Here is a 19685-nt window from a genome sequence, read left to right as displayed (position 1 = left end):
GTTATAAAAGCCTTCGCAAACCCGAAGCATCTTGACTGCGTTGTTGACTCATGCACGTCACTCCGAAACGAGTCGCCGCTGCGCATCGACGCGTCCGTGACCGCGCGTCGATCGTCGTTCCACTTATCAACGAGACGCGCGATCGGCTCGGAACGCTGTTCGAGACCGACGTCGCGTCGGTTACGACCGTAGACTACCAACAGGCGGTCGACGAGGTATTCGCCGACGGCGATCTCGCGGTGAACATCACCGGGTTCGTTGGGCTGCTCCGCGAGCTGGATGTCGACGGCGATTATCCGGGATTCATCGTCGACGAAGTATTGGGTCGCGAGCTTGCGGCGACGATCGCCGGCGGGCAGCCGTTGGCGCTTTTGGCGCAGGCGACATTTCATTTTGCGGATATACACACTCACGGGAGTGATGACGAGAACGCCGGTGCGGACGACCTCGACGCCGCGCTCGCCGCTGGATTCCAGACCCGGCTGCCCGGCTGGGCGTGGACCGAACGCGAGAATCCGTTTTCGATCGATCGTTGAGAACCTATTTTCGTCCTGACTCGAAAATGTCGGCATTCGGCTCGCCAGACACGTTCTTGTCTGGATCAATTCCAGCCTCTCGGAGTTCCTCGTCCGTGGGCGATCGCCCTTCGCCGTGGTACCCTGCGACCGCTTCATCAAGATTGGCTAGGGCCTCTTCTCGGGTTTTTCCTTGGCTCACAACACCTGTCTCGGTGTCTTTTGCTACCCACCTGTCACCATCGTCTGTGGGCGTAATTGTCGGTTCAACACCGGTACTCATGGTACGCTGACGTACGCGAGACCCACGAATATATTTTCACGAATGAGCGATTGCGTTGCTGACATCGTCTCCCACAGCTTCGCACCTTTTAAGCGTCCGCTCGGGAATTTCGGAGTAATGACCGACGAGCAAGCGCTTGGGATAACCAAGTCCAAAGAGCACCAGACTGGCGAGTGGTACGCCGAGGTCGTCCAGAAGGCCGGGCTCGCGAACTACGCGCCCGAAGGAATGAGCGGCTTCATTATCACCCGACCGCGTGGGTACGCGCTATGGGAGGCGATCAAAGCCGAACTCGACGGGAAGTTCAAATCGACCGGCGTCCAGAACGCGTACTTCCCGATGTTCATCCCGAAAAGCTACCTCGAGCGCGAGAAGGACGTCGTTGAGGGATTCGATCCAGAGGTCGCGTGGGTCACGAAAGGCGGACACACCGAGCTCGAAGAACCGCTTGCGGTCCGTCCGACGAGCGAGTCGATCATCGCTCCGTACATGTCCCAGTGGATCCGCAGCCATCGTGACCTCCCGTTGCGGGTCAATCAGTGGGTGTCTGTCGTCCGTTGGGAAGCGACCGACACGAAGCCGTTTTTCCGAACCAAAGAGTTCCTCTGGCAGGAGGGCCACACCGCCCACGCAACCCACGACGAGGCGTGGGACGAAACGATACTGCGGCTTGATCAGTACGAGTCGATCTACGAGGACCTGCTCGCGATCCCTGTGCTCCGCGGTCGTAAACCCGAACACGACAAGTTCCCCGGTGCGCACACGACGACGACCGTTGAGGCGTTGATGCCCGACGGCAAGTCCGTTCAGGCCGCGACGAGCCACCATCTCGGGACCTCCTTTGCGGAGGCGTTCGACATCACCTACTCCGACGAGGACGAAGAAGAGCGACCCGCACATACGACCTCGTGGGGGTTGTCGTGGCGATCGATCGGCGCGCTCATCATGACCCACTCTGACGACCAGGGGCTTGTCCTCCCGCCGACGATCGCCCCCGAGCAGGTCGTCATCGTCCCGATTTATCAAGAAGACACGAAAGACGACGTGCTCGACTATGCCGAAGGGATCTATGAAGACCTCGAGGATGCGGGCGTCCGCGTCGAACTCGACGATCGCGACGACCGCAATCCCGGCTTCAAATTCAACGAACACGAGCTCAACGGCGTCCCGGTCCGCTTCGAAATCGGTCCCCACGAGGTCGAAGACCGTGAGGTAACCGTCGTCCACCGTCCCGACGGCGAGTCAACCGCCGAGGATCGAAACGAAATCGACGAGGTCGTGTTCGATCACTTCGACGAGGTGTACGCGAAACTGTACGCAGCCGCCGAGGAGAACCTCGAAGCAAACGTCCGCGAGGCAGACTCCCGCGAAGAAATTCTCGGTACGATCGGCCAATACGGCGGCTATGTCAAGACGTCGTGGTGTGGCGACGAAGCCTGCGAGGCGGTCATTAAAGAGCCGATCGCCGCGGAAATCGTCATGTGTCCCTTTGAGGAAGACGAAGAGGTCGACGACGAGGACACGTGTGCGATCTGTGGTGAATCTGCAACCCAGACGGCGTATTTCGCAAAGAGCTATTAAGAATCCGCTGACGGGGTTTGTGACTGCTCGTTGATGAACTCCATGCCGGTGATATCGAAGCGGGCTCCGCCGGCCTCGCTTTCTGTTACGTGTACCTCCCAGCCGTGTGCAGTACAGATCTCTTTGACGATCGCGAGTCCGAAGCCAGTTCCCGAATCGCTCGTCGAATAGCCACTTTCGAAGACGGTCTCGCGGTCTGGTTCCGGGATCCCAATCCCGTCATCGGCTACGTAGATCCCCTGCTGATCAGCGATGACGCCCACGGTGATCGTCACATCGGTGCCGGCGTGTTCGACACTGTTTCGAAAGAGGTTCTCGAGCGCCTCCGACAGCCGGCTTTGGTCGGCCAACACGGTCGCAGAATCGATCAGGTCGATTCTCCCACCGTCAGCCGACACGGTTTGTGCGCTCTCGTCAACAAGAGCCGCCAAGTCGACCGGTTCGGTCTCCCCGACTACTGAACCCTGCCGTGCCAACTCAAGGAGGTCTTCGAGCATAGTTTCCATCCGATCGAGGGCTTTAGTGACCGTGGGAAGGTGCTCGCTGTTGCACTCTTCGCTCGCCAGTTGGGCGCGTCCAGCGGCGACGTTCAGCGGGTTTCGCAGGTCGTGTGAGATTAACCCTGCGAACTCGTCGAGCCGGTCACGCTCACGTTGTAACGCCGACTCGCGGTCTTCGAGTACCTCGAGTTGCGTTATTCGTGCGAACACCATCGTGAGTGTCTCCGCCCATAACTCGACCAACCGGATCTCTTGCTCGTCGAACGCCTCGGTATCAGTCGATCCGATGTTCAACACGCCGTACTCGCCGAGCGGAACGATCAACTCACTGGCGATCGGCGTGTCCGGGTTGGCTGCCGATTTGCGGGCAGACATATCGGACACGTAGTCGATCTCACCCGCCTCGTATGCAGCCCACGACAGTGACGGTTCGTGTTCGGTGTACGTCGGTGGATCTGCGACGAGGTCTCGGCCGCGATCGGAGATTGCGATTGGCTTGAGTGCCGGTTTGTCGGCCTCGCGAAGCCAGATGCCGGCAATATCGAACGCGAAGACCGTCTCGAGCCCAGCAATCGCCCGTCGTGCTGCAGCATCTGTTTTTGTTGTCTCAAGTAGTGATCGTGTTGTCGTCTGCAACGCCTCGAGCGTCTCGCTGTACCGCGTGAGCTGTCGCTCTTGTTGTTTTCGATCGGTGATCTCTCGCAGTACGACGAGGATACCGTCGATCGCTTCATCGCCGAGGAAGTTCTGTGCTCGACTCTCAACCCACCGCCACGCCCCATTGGCGTCTCTCACACGCAACTCGGTGGTATCGATGGCGGCAGGGTTCGAGACGATCTGTGCGAAGTGATCGATAACCTTCGATCGATCATCAGAGTGGATGTTCGAAAGTGGGTCAGTACCCATGATATCACGCGGCTCCCACTCGAATAGCGGCGACGGTGGGCTCTGGTACCGGACGGACATGTCTTCGTTCAATACGACGAGCAAATCTGGCGAGTACTCGATGAGACGGGTGTAGCGTTCGAGTTCTCGATTGCGCTCTCTGTCGTCCACGGGGGTGCGCTGTTGACCGTCACGTTGTCGCTGTGTGTCCCGGTTATGTTCGACAGCGATTTTGATCCGGTTTGCGAGCACAGCAAACTGGTCGGTGCTGTCGTCTTTGCGTACGTAGTCGGTGACGCCCGCCCTCAGTGCACGGCCGGCGGTAATCGCCGTCTCGTCTCCCGTAAACAGGACATACGGCAGCGTTGGATCGCACTCACGAACCCTCGTGAGTAGTTCGATACCGGTCGTCGCCGCCAGATCGTACTCACTGACGACACAGTCCACCTCGCCGGCGGCCACGTGCGAATCGACCGATGAGGGCTCGGTCTCTACGGAGACGGCTAGGGCCTCGTCTTCGCGTTCGAGCATTCGCTTTATGAACGCGGCACACTCGCGATTGTCATCCACAATGAGCACCGTATGTGGATGACCGGGAGCCATAGCTATGATTGAACCCGTGTTTTGATAAATACCACGCGTTCGACCGAGGCATTGATACCGCCTCGGTCGATGGATGAGATATGGCGATCGCGGGGCCCCTCACGGCTATCGGATCCGCTGTAATTTCCGAACTACCACCTCTCAGTGTCGTTCCAATCTATGAGATTTTGCTCGCTGTGACAGTTGTGGTTTCGGTCGTTGTCCTCTCGCGACTCGATGGTGGAATGGAGCCGGTTTCGGCCCTCCGATCGCGGTTTCTCTACGGCGTGCCGTGGGGGACCCTGGTCTCGATGGCGATCGTGATCGGCGTCTACCTCTTCATCCAGGGCGGGATCTCCGACCGATACGAACCGACTGTGATCCCGTTTCGGGCGTGGAGTTACTTCGATCCGGGTGCGGTGTTGATTTCGGGGTTCGCCCACGCCAACTACGGACACCTCCGTGGCAACATGATCGGCACGCTCGCGCTCGCGCCACTTGCGGAGTACGCGTTCGGCCACTACGCGACGACAAAATCCGACGCCGCAGGCGTGTTCGGCCGTCCCGCATCGACGGCTATCGGCGATGTGCGATCGTGGCTGTGGACCGACCCGCGTGCGCGAGCGTTTCTCGTCTTCCCAGCCGGCGTCGTTGCTGTCGGGATACTGACTGGGATCTTCTCGTTGGGGCCGGCGATCGGCTTTTCGGGCGTTGTGTACGCGTTCGCCGGCTTCGCGCTTGTGTACTACCCGATCGCGACGATTGTCGCCCTCTCGGCGCGCGGTGTCTTGAGCGGCCTCTACAATGCGTTTTCTACTCCGGTTCAGATTTCGACTGCCCAGCCCGGCTACAACACCCCGTGGTTCGCCGGGATCGCGGTCCAGGGACACGCAATCGGCCTGTTCTTTGGCGTGGCATGTGCGCTCGCTTTACTGTGGTATCGAAGTGACACGCCCCCGTCGGCCTCGCGGCTGTGGATCGGTGCGCTACTATACGGGATTAGCCAGTCGCTGTGGGCAATATACTGGTACCGCGGCGGCGAGGAGTACGTGCTGTATCGGGCGATTGGACTGGCGCTCGTGTTCGTGCTCGCGACCGTGATTGCGGCCGCAGCCACCGCTCCCGATCGACCCCTGCTCCCCGCCCGTGCGGTCACCGCTCCGAACACGATTCGCGAATCGATCGCCTCGGCAACTGGCCGACAGGCCGCGGCGCTTGTCGTTGTGGTCGCGATCGCACTGCTCGTCGGCCCGACGATCCCTGTCAGTCTTACGACCGCCGACGACGCTGCACTCCCCGGCGATCCGATCGAGATCGACGGGTATGAGATCACCTATGGCGAGGACGTCCCAGATGGCCTCGTTGGTGTCGTCGACGTCGAGGCGTTCGGCGAGACCACCCAAGTAAACACCTCGGGAGTGATCGTCAGGAACACCGACAAACACGTCTGGACGACCGCGACAACAGCCGGCCGGCTCGGCTTCGAGGGACGATCGACCGTCCGCGTCGGCGGTATCGGCTGGCAGGAAACCGTGGTCGCGACACGCGAGGGATGGGTCGCGACAAACGGCGGGACAACCTACCGAATTACGCTTTCACACGACAATACGACCCGTACGGCCTATCGCGCTGATCCCGTGACTGCAGAGCCGATCGTCGCCGGCAGTCGGCTGTCGATCGTTACAGAAGCTGCGGAGTTCGTCGTCGTTGCGACCCCCGCAAGGACGGCCGTCAACGAAACCGAGACAAATGAGACGAGTGAAATGAACGTGACGAACGAGTCGAACGAGCGGAACCACTCGGTGACTCCCACAGAACGCATCGACAGCGACGAAGCGATCCGAACTGCGATCCCTGCCGCTGGAGAAAACACGTCGCTGGGAAACTTTACGATTCACAACGTCGAGGGCCGACTGTTCGTCGAACACGAGCGGACAGACACGATCGTCCGGATCGCCGACAAAGAGCGCTACGGCGAAGATCGGCGAGTGAGATAGCGACTGCGATCAGTCGTCTGTCGATGTCCACTCGATCCGGTACACTTCGGTCGCGAGTTCACGACGCTCGTCCGTGTGGTGATCGTACTGATTGTCCACGTCGAAAGCAGCCTCGAAGGCGTGTGTGACCGCTCCACCGTTGTCTGCAGCGAAAGCTTCGATGAACGACTTGCTGCCGCGGTTGTGGACTGAGTAGGAGACGTCGGCGATCGCCGCTGCGCTGGCGAGAAACCGACGATCTGCCCCTTTTGCCCCGTTTTGGGCCCCAAACGGCGGATTCATCACGACTGTCGCTGGCTCGGGGATGCGAAGCGGAACCTGTCCGCCATCGCCCTGAATCCAGTGAATTGGTGTTGTCGTCCCGACCCGTTTTCGATTTGTCGTCGCGGTCGTGAGCGCCGTTCGATCGATCTCGACGCCAATGACTCGTGCCGGCCCACGAAGGGCGGCACCGAGTGCCAACATCCCGGTTCCAGTCCCAAGATCGACGACGGTACGCCCGGCGATATCGTTGTGGAGATCTGCGAGGTGAATCACGTGAGCAGCCAGCTCCGGCGGTGTTGGGTACTGTTCGAGTTCTGCTCGAGGATTGTCGAATCCTGCTACGACCGACAGCTGTCCAGCGAGAGCTCGTTTTGTTGCCATCAGCTACCGCCTCCTGGTTCGATCGAGCCGCTGTGGTCGCGCATACTGTGTTCGGCCCCGTTCAATTCGTGCATACCCTATCATACTCAATAGTTATGTAAAAGCATTTGTCACATACCTGTTGGTAATACCATACGAGAGCTGTACGAACGAGCAAATCGTTCGGTATGTTCGGTGAATTTGTCGTAACATTCAAATCGACAGAACCCTCTCAACATTTATAGTTACCGCAAAGATTTAAATACCCACCGAACAACAACCGGATATAATGGAGCGTCCGAGCAGACAGCGTCGAAAGCAGCGCGAATCGGAGCAAAAAGCGGATGAAACGCTCTCTTGTCCGGAGTGTGGCTCTGATGAGATTATTACTGATGCCGATCAGGGCGAGTTGGTTTGTGACGACTGTGGGCTCGTGCTCGACGAGCGCCAGATCGATCGAGGACCCGAATGGCGTGCGTTCAATCATTCTGAGCGCCAAAGTAAGTCTCGCGTTGGCGCACCGATCACCGAAACGATGCACGATCGCGGGCTGACGACGACGATCGACTGGAAGGACAAAGACGCCTACGGGCGATCGCTGTCCTCAGAAAAGCGCAGCCAGATGCACCGACTGCGCAAGTGGCAAGAACGCATTCGTACCAAAGACGCCGGTGAACGTAACCTTCAGTTCGCCCTCTCAGAGATCGACCGGATGGCATCCGCACTGGGAGTCCCGCGATCGGTTCGCGAGGTCGCCTCAGTCATCTATCGTCGCGCACTCAGTGAAGATCTCATCCGCGGCCGATCGATCGAAGGCGTCTCCACCGCCGCGTTGTACGCTGCATGCCGACAGGAAGGAATTCCGCGATCGCTCGACGAAGTCGCCGAGGTTTCGCGAGTTCCACAAAAAGAGATCGGGCGGACATATCGCTACATCTCTCAGGAACTCGGCTTGGAGCTCAAACCGGTCGACCCAAAGCAGTTTGTCCCTCGGTTCGCGTCCTCACTCGGACTTTCTGAGGAGGTGCAATCGAAAGCGACAGAGATCATCGACGTCTCCGCAGAGCAGGGGTTGTTGTCGGGAAAATCACCGACCGGATTCGCCGCCGCGGCGATCTATGCGGCGTCACTGCTTTGTAATGAAAAGAAGACCCAACGAGAGGTCGCTGATGTCGCCCAGGTCACCGAAGTCACGATCCGGAACCGGTATCAAGAACAGATCGAAGCGATGGGCTTTCGATAGCCGAATGCAGCCGACGTACACCCGACGAGGGGCGATCGCACTCGGTGTTACTGTCGCAACAGCGACCGCTGGCTGTCTCGGTTTCGTTACCGGCGATGAGCCGTTGACTGTGGCCGCAGAAGAAGCGACGGTCTCAGAGGAGGCACTTGCGGGAACCGGCTACGAACTCGAGCGTCGGGAGCCGCAGACGCTTAACGAAGAGGTCTCTGTGGGGGATCAAACGCGGGAAGTTGAGGCCACAAACCATCTCGTCATCTATCGGAAAGAAGCAGAACTGCCAGCAGTTGGATCGATCGATGCTGGCGTATTTGCGATCGTCACGACACCCGTCGTTGAGATTGTTGGCCAGGAGCTGAACCCGGTCGGCGAGCTATCGAGCCAAGAGGTCTTAGAGCTCGTCAGCGGTGAGTACGGTTCGATCTCTTCACCAGAAGAAATCGGCTCCTCGACAGTTTCGATGGTGGAAACGGAAACCGACGTTACTGCGTTTCGTGCTGAGGCGACGGTTGAAGGACAGACCGTCGATGTGATCGCTCACGTTGGAACCGCCCGCAGTGCGGACGACTTTGTAATTGGCGTTGGAATTTATCCAGAACAACTTCGATCCGAAGAAGAGCCAACGATCCTGTCGTTGTTCGAAGCGATCGAGCATCCGGTCTCGATTTCTGCCGACAGCAACGACTGATCAACCCAGATAGCTGACGGCGATTTTGTGTGAACCATCTTCGATTTCGATCTCGACAGTGCCAACGAGATGATTGCGGATCGACTGCCGCCAGTGACCGACGGCTCGTTCGTGGGCTGCGCGGTGTTTCTCGACGCTGTAGCCGCTCTCGTCGATCGTCTGCGCTGTTTCGTCGACCTCCGGGTATGGCGCCAGTCCGTCGACAAACTTCTGGGGATGAATGTGAATTGGCTGCGGGCTGGCGTCGTAGTGGCCCTCGCCACCCGCGATGTGGAGCCGTGCGCGCATTCGGCCGTTAAACGGGGGCGTGATCCTGAGCACCGCGTTGATCGCCGTTCGTTCGGTCGCCTCCAGCGCCGAGACGAGATCGTCGACAGTGACCGCGATCGACCGGATGACCGTCGGATCTGCGCTCTGCATGCGTTAGCTGCTGATTTGGGAGCCGTCCGCATCAACGCTCCGAATGCACACTGCGCTCACTGGTTTGGATCGGTTGGGTCTGCCTCGAGTGGTCCGTCCCACACGGTGAGGCTTCCTTCGTAGACGCGAACGTCCTCGAAGCCGATCGATCGGAGGACGACGTAGGTGTGGCTGAGTCGGCGAGCAGTATTGCAGTAGAGGACGATCGGCTGGCTTCGATCGGTTGGAATCTCCCGTTCTTCCAGAACTGCCTCGATCTCCGCCGCAGGACGAATCCCTCGGCTCTCGGTGTCGACCAGCTCCATCCAGTCGAGTCGAATCGCTCCGGGGAGATGCCCTGCCGCGTACTCGTGGGGCTCTCGGGTGTCGATGAGGGTGACTGTCCCCGACTCGAGCAGGGACTCGACGGTTTCGGTATCGACGAGTGGCGAACCATCGCGATCGAGCGCGACCGGCGGTCGACTGTATTCGACGGAGCTGACCTCGGGTGTATCGGTCGATATTGCCCGTGTCCGCTTCCACGCGCTGAAATCGCCATCGAGCAGCGAGACGTTCGTGTGGCCGTATACGATCGCGGTGAGCAAAAATCGAGCGGCGAAGACGCCATGGGTGTCGTCGTAGGCGATAATTCGACCGTCCGGAGCGATCCCGGACTCGCCAAGTAACGACTCGAAGACCGACTGACCGGGCAGTGTCCCCGGATCTGCCGACGCGTCGTCACGGAACTGCTCGAACGGAATGTTCACCGCACCCGGCAAGTGACCGATCGCGTCGTACTCCCAAGCCTCACGCACGTCGACGATCTGAACTGCTGGATCATCGAGCGGAACGTCCTCGATCGACACGAGCCACTGTGTGTCCATACGCGCTTTTTTCGCCCAATGTACCTGTATTCTCTGATACGGCCTCCTGTGCGGGAAACCAAAGCGACTGCAATTATTGCTGGTTGTTTGTTGACCCGGCCCTGACCTGTGGCTTCCCGCGGCTACGGAGCTGTGTGTGCTGCAATTTATCGGCAGATTTTTCTTCTTTTCCGATCGGTCGGCTGTTTTCACCGCCGATAGAGGGTCTAAGAGGATCCAGACCATATGGGTGGATGTATGAGTCAATCTGAATACGCGAACGACGTACTCGTAACGGCTGACTGGGTCGAATCGAACCTGGACGCCTTCGAGTCTGACGACCCCGCCCACCGACTGGTCGAAGTTGACGTGGACACGGAGGCCTATGAAGACTCGCACGCGCCCGGGGCGATCGGGTTCAACTGGGAGACCCAGCTGCAAGATCAGACAACTCGTGACATTCTCACGAAGGAGGACTTCGAGGAGCTACTCGGTTCACACGGGATCACCGACGATTCGACGGTCGTTCTCTACGGCGACAACGCCAACTGGTTCGCGGCGTATACCTACTGGCAGTTCAAATACTACGGCCACGAGGACGTGAAGCTGCTCGACGGCGGCCGCGAGTACTGGATCGAGAACGACTATCCGACGACCGACGAGGTTCCCTCATTCTCCGGACAGGAGTACAAGGCCTCCGGTCCACGGGAGTCGATCCGCGCGTACCGCGACGATGTCGAGAAAGCGATCGATCGTGGTCTGCCGCTCGTTGACGTGCGCAGCCCAGAGGAGTTCTCCGGCGAGATTCTCGCGCCGCCAGGACTGCAGGAGACTGCCCAGCGAGGCGGACACATTCCGGGCGCACAGAACATCTCGTGGGCTGCAGTCACGAACGACGACGGCACCTTCAAAAGCGCAGACGAGATTCGTGAGCTGTACGCCGACAAGGGCATCGACGGCGACGAGACGACCGTCGCGTACTGCCGAATCGGCGAGCGATCCTCGGTCGCGTGGTTCGCGCTGCACGAGCTACTCGGCTACGACGACACGATCAACTACGACGGCTCGTGGACCGAGTGGGGCAACCTCGTCGGCGCGCCGATCGAAAAAGGCGAGTAAGCGCGCGCTCTGCCCAAGACGACTTTTTTATCACGACGCCCAACGAACCAATAGTCATGACTTCCTCGGCGCTCCGCGATCGCATCGAAACAAAAAACGCAACCGCACTCTCACGGCTCGGCTCGTCAAAAGCACTGTACGCCGAAACCGGCGGTGAACTCGACGCGACGACCGTGCTCCGCGCGGCTGCGGTCGCCGAGCGAGCTGCCCAGGAAACCCTCGAGGGGTGGGCCGAAGACGAATCCCATGAAGGCGCACGCGAGACGTTCGAGTCGATCGCCGCTGTTGAGGCCGAACACTTCGAGACCGTTGTTTCGAAGCTCGACGATCCAGCCGACGAGGATCTCGACACGAGCGACGTGCCGGCGATCCAGGCTGTGCTCCGAGAGTACGAGGCGACGATCGATCGCGCCGGCGCGCTGTTGGGTCGGTGTCTGGTCGCAAAGAAGTCGAAAGAACAGTACACTGGCTATTTTGTCGGTGACGCCGACCCACGAACCGCGTCAGTGTTCCGCGAACTTGGTTCGGATGTCACAGAGCAGATCGAGCAGGCACTCGAGCTGATCGAGGAGGTGTGTGCAGACGACGCGGATGTCGACCAGGCGGTCGAGGCGGCGACGGAAGCGATTCAGGCGGCCTACGAGGAGTACACTGACTCGCTCGAATCGATGGGTGTGAACCCGAAGCCGGTGTGTTGATCGAACCGGCTGGGATTTTCACGGTATGCGGCCCTCCGAGTGCGAAGGGTACATACCAGCGGGTGCGGTACCAGATCGTATGACAGACGACGCCTGGTTCGCGGGACTGCCGCCCGGCGACACCGAGGGAGCGATCGATTCGATCGCGTCGGGGAGCGCTGAAACGCCCCGCGCATGGCCGTCGATCGCCGTCGACAAGGGGTACGCCGACAGCGAAACCGAGTACTACGATCGACTCAGGGTCGCGACGATCGAGGCCGCCAGACGAGCCGTTCGAAGCCGCGAGCAGGCAGACGACAGCCAGCTCGTGCATGCAGTTCGATCAATGGACGATACTGAGCGGCTCGCGAATGAACTCGCCGAACGGACCGCCGAGTGGGCGGGAACGCTCTTTGAGGAGGCTGAGCCGACGGTCGCAGGAGTCCGATCGCTCGCGGGTCGCGAGCCACAGACCGACGCAGAGGGGCACGTCCTCGCGCTGGCCGAGCAGGTCGATGCACTGGCTGAAGAAGCCGAGACATTGCGATCGTTCATCGAGCGACAAACCCCTCAGATCGCGCCGAATCTCGACGCAATGGCCGGTTCGGTGCTCGCTGCGCGGCTCATCGCGCTCGCGGGCGGACTTGAGGCGCTCGCAAAGAAACCGAGCGGGACCGTGCAGGTACTCGGCGCGGAGGACGCGCTGTTTGCACACCTCGCCGGCCACGGCACCTCGCCAAAACACGGGATCATCTTCACCCACGAATACGTGCGTGGAACCCACCCAGACAACCGTGGCTCTGCGGCCCGCGCATTTGCGGGGAAGCTCTCGATCGCCGCGCGGATCGACCACTACAGCGGCGAGTACCGCGAGGAAATCCACGAAGAGCTGCGCGATCGAATCGCCACGATCCAGGCGCGAACCGACGGAGGTGAGGAATGACGCTTCCAGACGGTATCGTTCGGCGTGCGTTCGACGGCCGCGAGCGACTCGCAACGAGCGGCGAACCCGTCTACGGCGAGCCAACAGACGGCCAGTGGCGTGTGTGGGATGCGGGTCGATCGAAGCTCGGCGCGATGTTGGAACTCGGAATGGACGTCCCGCTGTCTGGTGGCGAATCCGTTCTATACCTCGGGGCGGCGAGCGGTACGACAGTCAGTCACGTCGCTGATTTTGCCGGCCCAACGTATGCCGTGGAGTTCGCCCCACGTCCGGTTCGAGACCTCGTGTCGGTGGCTGCGGATCGATCGAACCTGTTCCCGCTTTTGAAAGACGCCCGCCAGCCCGAAACGTACGCGCACGTCGTCGAATCGAACCTAGACGCGATCATCCAGGATGTCGCAACGAGAGGGCAGGCAACCGTTGCGGCGCGGAATGCGACCTTTCTCGATGAGGATGGCGTGTTGCTCGCGGCGATCAAAGCCCGCAGCGAGGACGTGACCGCTGATCCCGAGGCAGTTTACGATCGCGTCCTCGATGAACTCGAAGAGACATACGAGATCCTCGAAACGCGATCGCTCGAACCGTATCACGACGATCACCTCGGGGTTGTCGCGCGGAAACAGTAAGCCTCGGCGGCGGTTGTGTTGGTTGTCTACCGGCTTCACGACCTATTTATTCCTCCCGGCCAAAGGGGTCAGCTAATGGATACTGGCTCGCCGGATGCGTTCACGCGGATGGGAACGCTCGGGATCGAAGAGGAGTTTTTTATTGTCGATGCGGCCGGCTATCCCGTCTCAGGAACCGACGATCTGGTGTACGGATCCGATCCTCCAGAACCCCTTGCGGGACGAATTGACCACGAGCTGTTCAAGTGTACGATCGAAACGCAGACGCCGCTCATCGAGGATGTTAGCACTGCAGAAACACAGCTTCGACGTGTTCGAGAGGCACTCGTCGACCACGCCGCAGCCCACGGCTATCGAATCGCCGGTGCAGGGTTGCATCCCGCTGCCAAGTGGCGTGAGCTCGATCACGCACGGAAGCCGCGGTATCGCTCCCAACTCGATCGGATCCAGTACCCCCAACACCGAAACACCACTGCTGGGCTCCACGTCCACGTCGGTGTCGACGACCCCGACAAGGCAGTCTGGATCGCCAACGAGCTGCGGTGGTACCTCCCGCCGATGCTTGCGCTGTCGGCGAACTCCCCGTTCTGGAACGGCTTCGACACCGGATTGGCTTCTACACGGGCGAAAATATTCGAGGGGCTGCCGAACACCGGGATGCCGACTGCCTTCGAGAACTACGATGCGTTTGATCGCTTCGAGCGGACGATGGTCGAACACGGCGCGATCGACGATCGGGGCGAACTCTGGTTCGACGTTCGCCCACACACCGGTCACGGTACTGTTGAGGTTCGAACCCCGGACGGACAATCTGAACTCAGGATCGTCCTCGCGTTTGTCGAATACGTTCATGCGCTCGTTATGGATCTCGCCGAGCGGTACGCGGACGGTGAGTCGTCGATGGACATCCGCCGAGAAATTCTCGACGAGAACAAGTGGCGCGCGATGCGACACGGCCGCGACGCGTCGTTCATCGATCGGACCGGTGACGGCGTTGTCACGCTCTCAGAGGTAATCGACAGAGAAGCCGATCGGCTCGGCGTAACCGGGATCCGAACCGTCCTGAACGATGAAAGCGGTACTGCCCGTCAACGACGACTCCACGACGAATATGGATTGGCGGCACTCTGTGATGCGCTCTGTTTAGATACCGAGCCGTAGCTGATTCGTCCTTTGTTGTCCAACAGAAACCCTTTTTAACCGCCGGCTCGCCGTTACCAGTATGACAGATGATGAGACTGAAACCGACGGATCGCGATCGCCCGTCGGCCGCGAAGAGCTCCAGCGAACCAAAGAACGGCTTGAGGGCAGTGCCGATCGGGCCGTTTCGGAGTTCGACGAGGGTATCGTCGACTTACTTGCGTGGGTGCTCGATACCGAAACCCGCGCACGGATCTACGTGTATCTCCGGCAGCATCCGAATCGGACGAGCGAGGAGATCGCCGACGGGACCGGCCTGTATCCGAGTACGGTTCGAGAGGCGCTTGCAGAGCTCCACGATGAGGAGACGGTGTCGCGGCAGAAACGCAAAAGCGAAGGCGCAGGTAACAACCCCTATGAGTACGAGGCGATCGCGCCGAGCGAACTCGTCCGTGGTGTCGTCGGGCAGGTACAGTCAGAACTGAACACGGTATTCAATCTTGATCGGCGGTTGGGCGGTAAAGACGCTGACAGCGACACCACGCCGGTGACGATCACTGTCGAAGACCCACAGACGGACTCCAGGGACGGCGCGGACGCGGACGGAATCGACAAAAACTGATCGGCACCCTGGTCTCGGTTTTCGCCTCACGAGATAACGGCTTTTAAGACGACAGCGACCGACCCGAGCGTATGGACGTGGCGATCGGTGGGACGTTCGATCCTGTACACGACGGTCACCTCGCGCTTTTTGAGCGAGCGTTCGATTTTGGGGATGTGACTGTCGGTCTCACCTCCGACGAACTGGCGCCAAAGACGAGACACGTCGAACGATACGTCAAGCCATTCGACGAACGAAAAGCAGCCCTCAAAGCTGAGATCGAACCGATTGCAGCGCGACACGGCCGATCGCTCACGATTCGCGAGTTGACCGAACCGACGGGAATTGCAACCGAGCCGGGGTTCGACGTACTCATCGTCTCACCCGAGACGGTCGACGGTGGCGAGCGAGTCAACGAGATCCGAGAACAGAAGGGACTCGACCCACTCAGAATTGAGGTCGTCGATCACGTCGACGCCGAGGACGGCACGCGAATCTCTTCGACGCGGATCGTCAACGGCGAGATCGATCGCCACGGTAACCTCACGCCCGATCGCGAGGGACGTGCAGCTACGAACCCTGAAAAGTGACTGTCGCGCCGGCAGTGGTCACCATGTTGGTGGGCGAAATCCAGCATCTGACAGCAGGTCCTTCCATTTTGATTGCACACTGAGACGCGTGACGCCCATCGCCTCGGCGACCGCGCGCTGGGATCGCTCTTGACCGGCGACGAGCGCACCCGCGTACAACGCCGCGGCAGCAACAGCGGGTTTCGATCGCTCGGCGTCAGGAACGTGTGAGACAAACAGATCGACCGCGTTTGAGCGAGCCTCCGAACCCAGCTCAAGCTCGGCTGCCGCCGCCGAGAGTGCGTCGATCCACTGTTGATTTTCCACGCGATCGCGTGCACTGTACATCGTATGAATATAGACGACGGTTAGCAACTTAAACGCGTCCGCCACGTTGGGAGCGCGCACTCGATTGGTATGATGGTCGTCAGTATGCCCCACACTCACTTGAAAGATCCACAATTCTATGAGAACAATTGTGAAGGTCTCACTAGTGGTACGGAGAAATAATAGGTATATCAATAGCTATTGAGATACAATTAAATATTTGTCTTATTTATTACTGTGTATGAACGTAGACGGAGAATTCACAGTCGTCACCGAAAAGAACACCCACGGGGCACTCACAGTCACCCACGAGTCAGAAAACTCGACGTTCCACGTCGTTTCCTATGCCGATCGGACCGCTGAGCGGACCGCTGACGCGCTTCAGCCGGGCTCGACGGTACACATGGAGCTCTCGCGTGCCGGCATGCGCAGCAATGTCTGGGAAGCGACATCCGTCCAGCAGGTCCAGACGATCACCGTCGAGTAAGCCTGTCGTCGAGTCTCTGTCATCGATTTTTTATCCTCACCGACCCCACTCGGGGTATGGTCTCTGAGTTGTTTAACTCCGATCGCTGGGAGTTGGTTACAGACGAGTTCGAGGACATCACCTATCACCGCGGCACGGACGTCCCGGCGGTCCGGATCGCGTTCGACCGCCCCGAGGTGCGAAACGCGTTCCGTCCGGGGACGGTCGACGAACTGTACGCCGCGCTCGATCACGCCCGCAAACAGGCGGATATCGGCTGTGTGTTGTTGACTGGTAACGGCCCCTCGCCAAAGGACGGCGGCTGGGCATTCTGTTCAGGCGGCGATCAGTCTGTTCGCGGGGGTTCTGGATACGAGTACCGCGAGGACGACGACGCCGGCGACGACGACGATCCGCTCGTCCGGGAGGCGAAGGCCGGTCGGCTGCACATCCTCGAGGTCCAGCGGCTGATTCGGTTTATGCCCAAGCCGGTCGTCGCAGTGGTGCCTGGGTGGGCTGTCGGCGGCGGTCACTCACTGCACGTCGTCTGTGATCTCACGCTCGCAAGCGACGAACACGCGAAGTTCCTCCAGACTGACCCGGATGTTGCTTCCTTCGACGGCGGATTCGGTTCGGCGTATCTCGCCCGACAGGTCGGCCAAAAGAAGGCCCGCGAGATTTTCTTCCGTGGGAAGACCTACTCGGCGAGCGAGGCTGTCGAGATGGGGATGGCCAACGAGGCGATCGCCCATGAGGAGCTCGAAGCCGTCGCCTTAGAATGGGCCGACGAGATGACACGAAAGAGCCCAACTGCGATGCGGATGCTGAAGTATGCGTTCAATCTCGCCGACGACGGCTTGGTTGGCCAGCAGGTGTTCGCCGGCGAGGCCACCCGGCTCGCGTACATGACAGAGGAGGCTGCAGAGGGACGAGACGCGTTCCTCGAAAAGCGCGAACCGCAGTTTCGTGAGTATCCCTGGCACTACTGAACTCGTTCACCATCTCCAGTTGGGAGAATCATAGCCGCTTTGAGCCCCGATCGCCAATATATCACAATGAGTGTCCAGGACGTTTCGATGACGAAAGCGTGGGTGATGGCTGCGCGTCCCCAGACACTGCCGGCGGCGGCGGCGCCAGTTCTCGTCGGTGTTGGGATCGCGTGGGGTAACGGCGTTTTTGCGTTCTGGCCGGCGATCGCCGCCCTCGTCGGGGCGCTTTTGATCCAGATCGGAACCAACTTTGCGAACGACTACTACGACGCGATTCAGGGTGCTGACACGGAGGCAAGACAGGGCTTCACCCGGGTAACCCAGTCAGGGCTGATTGCGCCCCCGACAGTCAAGCGAGCGATGTACCTCACCTTCGCCGCCGCGATCGCTGTCGGAACGTATCTCGTCTACGTTGGCGGAGTTCCGATTCTCGTGATTGGGCTGTTGTCAGTTGCCAGCGGGATTGCCTACACGGGCGGTCCGTATCCGCTCGGCTATCACGGACTTGGCGATCTGTTCGTCTTCGTCTTCTTCGGGCTTGTCGCGGTAACTGGCACGTACTACGTTCAGGCAGCGTCGCTACTTGCCGGCTCGTTTCCGATAACGATTCCGCCAGGAACCGTTACGCTTCAGGCGATCGTAGCGAGCCTGCCGATCGCCGCGATTTCGACGAATATCCTCGTTGTGAACAACGTTCGCGACCGCGAGGAAGATGCCACGACCGGCAAGCGGACGCTTGCGGTCAGATTCGGCTACCGATTCTGCCGTGCGGAGTATTTCGCGTTCACTGCGCTCGCGTACGCGGTTCCGCTCTGGTTCGTCGCGACGGGGGCGGCGTCGATCGCTGCCCTCTTGCCGCTTCTTACGCTCCCGCTCGGCGTCAGCGTCGTCCGGACCGTTCTCACCGAAACCGCCGGAAAGATGCTGAATCCTGCTTTGGAACGGACTGGCAAACTCCTCGCGCTCTACGCTGTCCTGTTTGCGATCGGCCTCGCGATCTGATCGCCATGACAAGCCAGATTCACATTGACCCCTACTCGATTCGGCTCGCCTCGCCGTTGTCGACCGCCCGTGGCTCGATCACCCAGCGCCGTGGCTTTCTTGTCCAGATTGCCGCGGATTCGGAGCCGAGTGGCATCGGTGAGGCAGCACCGCTGCCCGGCTGGACCGAGCCCTACGATGCGTGTGAGCAGGCGCTTCGATCGGCCGCATCGGCCGACGATCCGAAACGCAGCGTCGATCCAGCGACAACCCCTGCGGCCGCTCATGCTATTGAATCCGCGCGGCTCGATCGGGCTGCGGCCGCAGCGGACCGATCGGCCGCCGAGCACCTCCGCACGGAGGTATTCGGGAGCGCGGGTGATGTCGCGGGGTCTGTCCCCGTGAACGCGACGATCGGGGGCGGCTCGATCGACGAAACTGTTCGGGCCGCCACAGCGGCAGTTGACTCGGGATTTTCGTGTCTCAAACTCAAGGCGGGCAGTGACGGCCTCGATTCGGATATCGATCGGATCCGCGCAGTCCGGGAGGCAGTGAGCCCGACCGTCGACATCCGCATCGACGCCAACGGCGCGTGGGACCGCGAAACCGCAGCGCGGGCGATCGACGCGCTCGCTCCCCTTACCCTCGAGTACCTCGAACAACCACTCCCTGCGGATGATCTCTCTGGACACGCCGAACTGCGCGGCCGTGGGGTGCCAATCGCGGTCGACGAGTCCCTGGCGTCGGTCGGCTTTGCAGAAATCGCCGAAGCCGACGCTGCCGACGTGCTCGTCTGTAAACCGATGGCGATCGGCGGCCCGCGCCGGACTGTCGCGCTGGCTGCCCGAGCGCGGGCGGCCGGGATCGATCCGGTAGTAACGACGACGATCGACGCGGTAGTCGCGCGGACGACTGCAGTCCACGTCGCCGCGGCGATCCCTGACGTTCGCCCGTGCGGCCTCGCCACTGCATCGTTGCTCGAAACCGATCTCGGCCCCGATCCGGTGACTGTCGCTGACGGCCGTGTGACTGTTCCCTCCGGGGCGGGAATCGGCGTCGAGACAACTGAAACAAACAGATAACACAATTA

At 60.3% G+C, this 19685-nt stretch carries 22 protein-coding genes; 16 read left to right on the top strand and 6 right to left on the bottom strand.

The genetic code is table 11. From position 1 onward, the window contains the following. Positions 1-50: 50 nt before the first annotated feature. Positions 51-536 carry a hypothetical protein gene (locus E5K03_RS03730; protein ID WP_138005028.1) on the top strand — a complete coding sequence of 162 codons (486 nt, stop codon included), beginning with the start codon at positions 51-53 and terminating at the stop codon, positions 534-536. Positions 537-540: 4 nt separating this feature from the next. Here E5K03_RS03730 and E5K03_RS03725 read toward each other — a convergent pair whose 3' ends face one another. Continuing rightward, positions 541-798, bottom strand: a complete 258-nt coding sequence (locus tag E5K03_RS03725; protein WP_138005027.1) for a type II toxin-antitoxin system HicB family antitoxin — start codon at positions 796-798, stop codon at positions 541-543. 117 nt (positions 799-915) lie between these two features. Between E5K03_RS03725 and proS the strand changes: the two genes are divergently transcribed. After that, positions 916-2379 (top strand): proline--tRNA ligase, encoded by a 1464-nt coding sequence (proS, locus tag E5K03_RS03720; RefSeq protein ID WP_138005026.1) that lies wholly within the window; start codon positions 916-918, stop codon positions 2377-2379. On the opposite strand, the gene E5K03_RS03715 is transcribed toward proS, so the two are convergent. Next, a complete protein-coding gene (locus tag E5K03_RS03715; RefSeq protein ID WP_138005025.1) occupies positions 2376-4367 on the bottom strand; it encodes an ATP-binding protein in 1992 nt (663 codons plus the stop codon). The two genes, proS and E5K03_RS03715, sit on opposite strands and share 4 nt — an antisense overlap. A gap of 176 nt (positions 4368-4543) precedes the next feature. Between E5K03_RS03715 and E5K03_RS03710 the strand changes: the two genes are divergently transcribed. Next, positions 4544-6343 carry a rhomboid family intramembrane serine protease gene (locus E5K03_RS03710; protein WP_138005024.1) on the top strand — a complete coding sequence of 600 codons (1800 nt, stop codon included), beginning with the start codon at positions 4544-4546 and terminating at the stop codon, positions 6341-6343. 9 nt (positions 6344-6352) lie between these two features. Here E5K03_RS03710 and E5K03_RS03705 read toward each other — a convergent pair whose 3' ends face one another. After that, complete coding sequence (locus E5K03_RS03705) at positions 6353-6988, bottom strand: METTL5 family protein (protein ID WP_138005023.1); 636 nt, start codon at positions 6986-6988, stop codon at positions 6353-6355. Between the two features lie 268 nt (positions 6989-7256). On the opposite strand from E5K03_RS03705, the gene E5K03_RS03700 reads away from it, so the two are divergent. Both E5K03_RS03700 and E5K03_RS03695 read left to right on the top strand, forming a co-directional pair. Then, positions 7257-8210 carry a transcription initiation factor IIB gene (locus tag E5K03_RS03700; RefSeq protein WP_138005022.1) on the top strand — a complete coding sequence of 318 codons (954 nt, stop codon included), beginning with the start codon at positions 7257-7259 and terminating at the stop codon, positions 8208-8210. Positions 8211-8214: 4 nt separating this feature from the next. Then, a complete protein-coding gene (locus E5K03_RS03695; protein ID WP_138005021.1) occupies positions 8215-8895 on the top strand; it encodes a DUF6517 family protein in 681 nt (226 codons plus the stop codon). Here E5K03_RS03695 and E5K03_RS03690 read toward each other — a convergent pair whose 3' ends face one another. Together E5K03_RS03690 and E5K03_RS03685 are read right to left on the bottom strand one after the other, a co-directional pair. Further along, positions 8896-9315: a hypothetical protein gene (locus E5K03_RS03690; RefSeq protein ID WP_138005020.1), complete on the bottom strand. Its 420-nt coding sequence runs from the start codon at positions 9313-9315 to the stop codon at positions 8896-8898. It abuts the gene before it with no gap. A gap of 56 nt (positions 9316-9371) precedes the next feature. Continuing rightward, a complete protein-coding gene (locus E5K03_RS03685) occupies positions 9372-10178 on the bottom strand; it encodes a sulfurtransferase (RefSeq protein WP_138005019.1) in 807 nt (268 codons plus the stop codon). Between the two features lie 237 nt (positions 10179-10415). Between E5K03_RS03685 and E5K03_RS03680 the strand changes: the two genes are divergently transcribed. From E5K03_RS03680 to E5K03_RS03650, 7 genes are all read left to right on the top strand, one after another. Then, positions 10416-11276 carry a sulfurtransferase gene (locus tag E5K03_RS03680; protein WP_138005018.1) on the top strand — a complete coding sequence of 287 codons (861 nt, stop codon included), beginning with the start codon at positions 10416-10418 and terminating at the stop codon, positions 11274-11276. 56 nt (positions 11277-11332) lie between these two features. Beyond that, entirely contained in the window at positions 11333-11974 is a 642-nt protein-coding gene (locus E5K03_RS03675; RefSeq protein WP_138005017.1) for a rubrerythrin family protein, read from the top strand. A 79-nt stretch (positions 11975-12053) separates the two neighbouring features. Beyond that, positions 12054-12896: an NOP5/NOP56 family protein gene (locus tag E5K03_RS03670; protein ID WP_138005016.1), complete on the top strand. Its 843-nt coding sequence runs from the start codon at positions 12054-12056 to the stop codon at positions 12894-12896. Then, a complete protein-coding gene (locus tag E5K03_RS03665; protein WP_138005015.1) occupies positions 12893-13522 on the top strand; it encodes a fibrillarin-like rRNA/tRNA 2'-O-methyltransferase in 630 nt (209 codons plus the stop codon). The genes E5K03_RS03670 and E5K03_RS03665 overlap by 4 nt, the downstream gene beginning before the upstream one ends. 75 nt (positions 13523-13597) lie before the next feature. Further along, positions 13598-14683 carry a glutamate--cysteine ligase gene (locus tag E5K03_RS03660; RefSeq protein WP_138005014.1) on the top strand — a complete coding sequence of 362 codons (1086 nt, stop codon included), beginning with the start codon at positions 13598-13600 and terminating at the stop codon, positions 14681-14683. A 61-nt stretch (positions 14684-14744) separates the two neighbouring features. Next, positions 14745-15284, top strand: coding sequence for a winged helix-turn-helix domain-containing protein (locus E5K03_RS03655; protein ID WP_138005013.1), 540 nt, complete (start codon positions 14745-14747; stop codon positions 15282-15284). Between the two features lie 71 nt (positions 15285-15355). Then, the gene (locus E5K03_RS03650) at positions 15356-15853 is read left to right on the top strand and encodes a phosphopantetheine adenylyltransferase (protein ID WP_138005012.1); all 498 of its coding nucleotides are present in this window, start codon (positions 15356-15358) and stop codon (positions 15851-15853) included. Between the two features lie 18 nt (positions 15854-15871). Here the strand turns inward: E5K03_RS03650 and E5K03_RS03645 are convergent, their stop codons facing one another. Further along, positions 15872-16180 carry a transcription initiation factor IIB family protein gene (locus tag E5K03_RS03645; protein ID WP_138005011.1) on the bottom strand — a complete coding sequence of 103 codons (309 nt, stop codon included), beginning with the start codon at positions 16178-16180 and terminating at the stop codon, positions 15872-15874. A gap of 220 nt (positions 16181-16400) precedes the next feature. Here E5K03_RS03645 and E5K03_RS03640 point away from each other — a divergent pair, with 220 nt between their 5' ends. The 4 genes from E5K03_RS03640 to menC all read left to right on the top strand — a co-directional run bounded on the left by E5K03_RS03640 (position 16401) and on the right by menC (position 19677). Continuing rightward, positions 16401-16646, top strand: a complete 246-nt coding sequence (locus tag E5K03_RS03640; protein WP_138005010.1) for a hypothetical protein — start codon at positions 16401-16403, stop codon at positions 16644-16646. A 56-nt stretch (positions 16647-16702) separates the two neighbouring features. Beyond that, positions 16703-17614 carry a 1,4-dihydroxy-2-naphthoyl-CoA synthase gene (locus E5K03_RS03635; protein ID WP_138005009.1) on the top strand — a complete coding sequence of 304 codons (912 nt, stop codon included), beginning with the start codon at positions 16703-16705 and terminating at the stop codon, positions 17612-17614. 66 nt (positions 17615-17680) lie between these two features. Then, positions 17681-18616: a 1,4-dihydroxy-2-naphthoate polyprenyltransferase gene (locus E5K03_RS03630; RefSeq protein WP_138005008.1), complete on the top strand. Its 936-nt coding sequence runs from the start codon at positions 17681-17683 to the stop codon at positions 18614-18616. A gap of 5 nt (positions 18617-18621) precedes the next feature. Next, positions 18622-19677 carry an o-succinylbenzoate synthase gene (gene menC, locus E5K03_RS03625; RefSeq protein ID WP_138005007.1) on the top strand — a complete coding sequence of 352 codons (1056 nt, stop codon included), beginning with the start codon at positions 18622-18624 and terminating at the stop codon, positions 19675-19677. Positions 19678-19685: the final 8 nt, after the last annotated feature.

The sequence above is a fragment of the Halalkalirubrum salinum genome, from assembly GCF_005543295.1.
GTDB classification, from domain to species: domain Archaea; phylum Halobacteriota; class Halobacteria; order Halobacteriales; family Haloferacaceae; genus Halalkalirubrum; species Halalkalirubrum salinum.
Note: the sequence above shows the minus strand (reverse complement) of the source record. Positions and strands in the feature narration are given on the sequence as shown.

What these genes read in the sequence shown, in the direction of transcription:
- E5K03_RS03690 (WP_138005020.1), bottom strand. Translation starts at nt 9,315, where the DNA reads ATGCAGAGCGCAGATCCGACGGTCATCCGGTCGATCGCGGTCACTGTC.
- E5K03_RS03655 (WP_138005013.1), top strand. Translation starts at nt 14,745, where the DNA reads ATGACAGATGATGAGACTGAAACCGACGGATCGCGATCGCCCGTCGGC.
- E5K03_RS03635 (WP_138005009.1), top strand. Translation starts at nt 16,703, where the DNA reads ATGGTCTCTGAGTTGTTTAACTCCGATCGCTGGGAGTTGGTTACAGAC.
- E5K03_RS03715 (WP_138005025.1), bottom strand. Translation starts at nt 4,367, where the DNA reads ATGGCTCCCGGTCATCCACATACGGTGCTCATTGTGGATGACAATCGC.
- E5K03_RS03675 (WP_138005017.1), top strand. Translation starts at nt 11,333, where the DNA reads ATGACTTCCTCGGCGCTCCGCGATCGCATCGAAACAAAAAACGCAACC.
- E5K03_RS03665 (WP_138005015.1), top strand. Translation starts at nt 12,893, where the DNA reads ATGACGCTTCCAGACGGTATCGTTCGGCGTGCGTTCGACGGCCGCGAG.
- E5K03_RS03630 (WP_138005008.1), top strand. Translation starts at nt 17,681, where the DNA reads ATGAGTGTCCAGGACGTTTCGATGACGAAAGCGTGGGTGATGGCTGCG.
- E5K03_RS03670 (WP_138005016.1), top strand. Translation starts at nt 12,054, where the DNA reads ATGACAGACGACGCCTGGTTCGCGGGACTGCCGCCCGGCGACACCGAG.
- E5K03_RS03660 (WP_138005014.1), top strand. Translation starts at nt 13,598, where the DNA reads ATGGATACTGGCTCGCCGGATGCGTTCACGCGGATGGGAACGCTCGGG.
- menC (WP_138005007.1), top strand. Translation starts at nt 18,622, where the DNA reads ATGACAAGCCAGATTCACATTGACCCCTACTCGATTCGGCTCGCCTCG.
- proS (WP_138005026.1), top strand. Translation starts at nt 916, where the DNA reads ATGACCGACGAGCAAGCGCTTGGGATAACCAAGTCCAAAGAGCACCAG.
- E5K03_RS03705 (WP_138005023.1), bottom strand. Translation starts at nt 6,988, where the DNA reads ATGGCAACAAAACGAGCTCTCGCTGGACAGCTGTCGGTCGTAGCAGGA.
- E5K03_RS03645 (WP_138005011.1), bottom strand. Translation starts at nt 16,180, where the DNA reads ATGTACAGTGCACGCGATCGCGTGGAAAATCAACAGTGGATCGACGCA.
- E5K03_RS03640 (WP_138005010.1), top strand. Translation starts at nt 16,401, where the DNA reads ATGAACGTAGACGGAGAATTCACAGTCGTCACCGAAAAGAACACCCAC.
- E5K03_RS03700 (WP_138005022.1), top strand. Translation starts at nt 7,257, where the DNA reads ATGGAGCGTCCGAGCAGACAGCGTCGAAAGCAGCGCGAATCGGAGCAA.
- E5K03_RS03685 (WP_138005019.1), bottom strand. Translation starts at nt 10,178, where the DNA reads ATGGACACACAGTGGCTCGTGTCGATCGAGGACGTTCCGCTCGATGAT.
- E5K03_RS03680 (WP_138005018.1), top strand. Translation starts at nt 10,416, where the DNA reads ATGAGTCAATCTGAATACGCGAACGACGTACTCGTAACGGCTGACTGG.
- E5K03_RS03725 (WP_138005027.1), bottom strand. Translation starts at nt 798, where the DNA reads ATGAGTACCGGTGTTGAACCGACAATTACGCCCACAGACGATGGTGAC.
- E5K03_RS03730 (WP_138005028.1), top strand. Translation starts at nt 51, where the DNA reads ATGCACGTCACTCCGAAACGAGTCGCCGCTGCGCATCGACGCGTCCGT.
- E5K03_RS03650 (WP_138005012.1), top strand. Translation starts at nt 15,356, where the DNA reads ATGGACGTGGCGATCGGTGGGACGTTCGATCCTGTACACGACGGTCAC.
- E5K03_RS03695 (WP_138005021.1), top strand. Translation starts at nt 8,215, where the DNA reads ATGCAGCCGACGTACACCCGACGAGGGGCGATCGCACTCGGTGTTACT.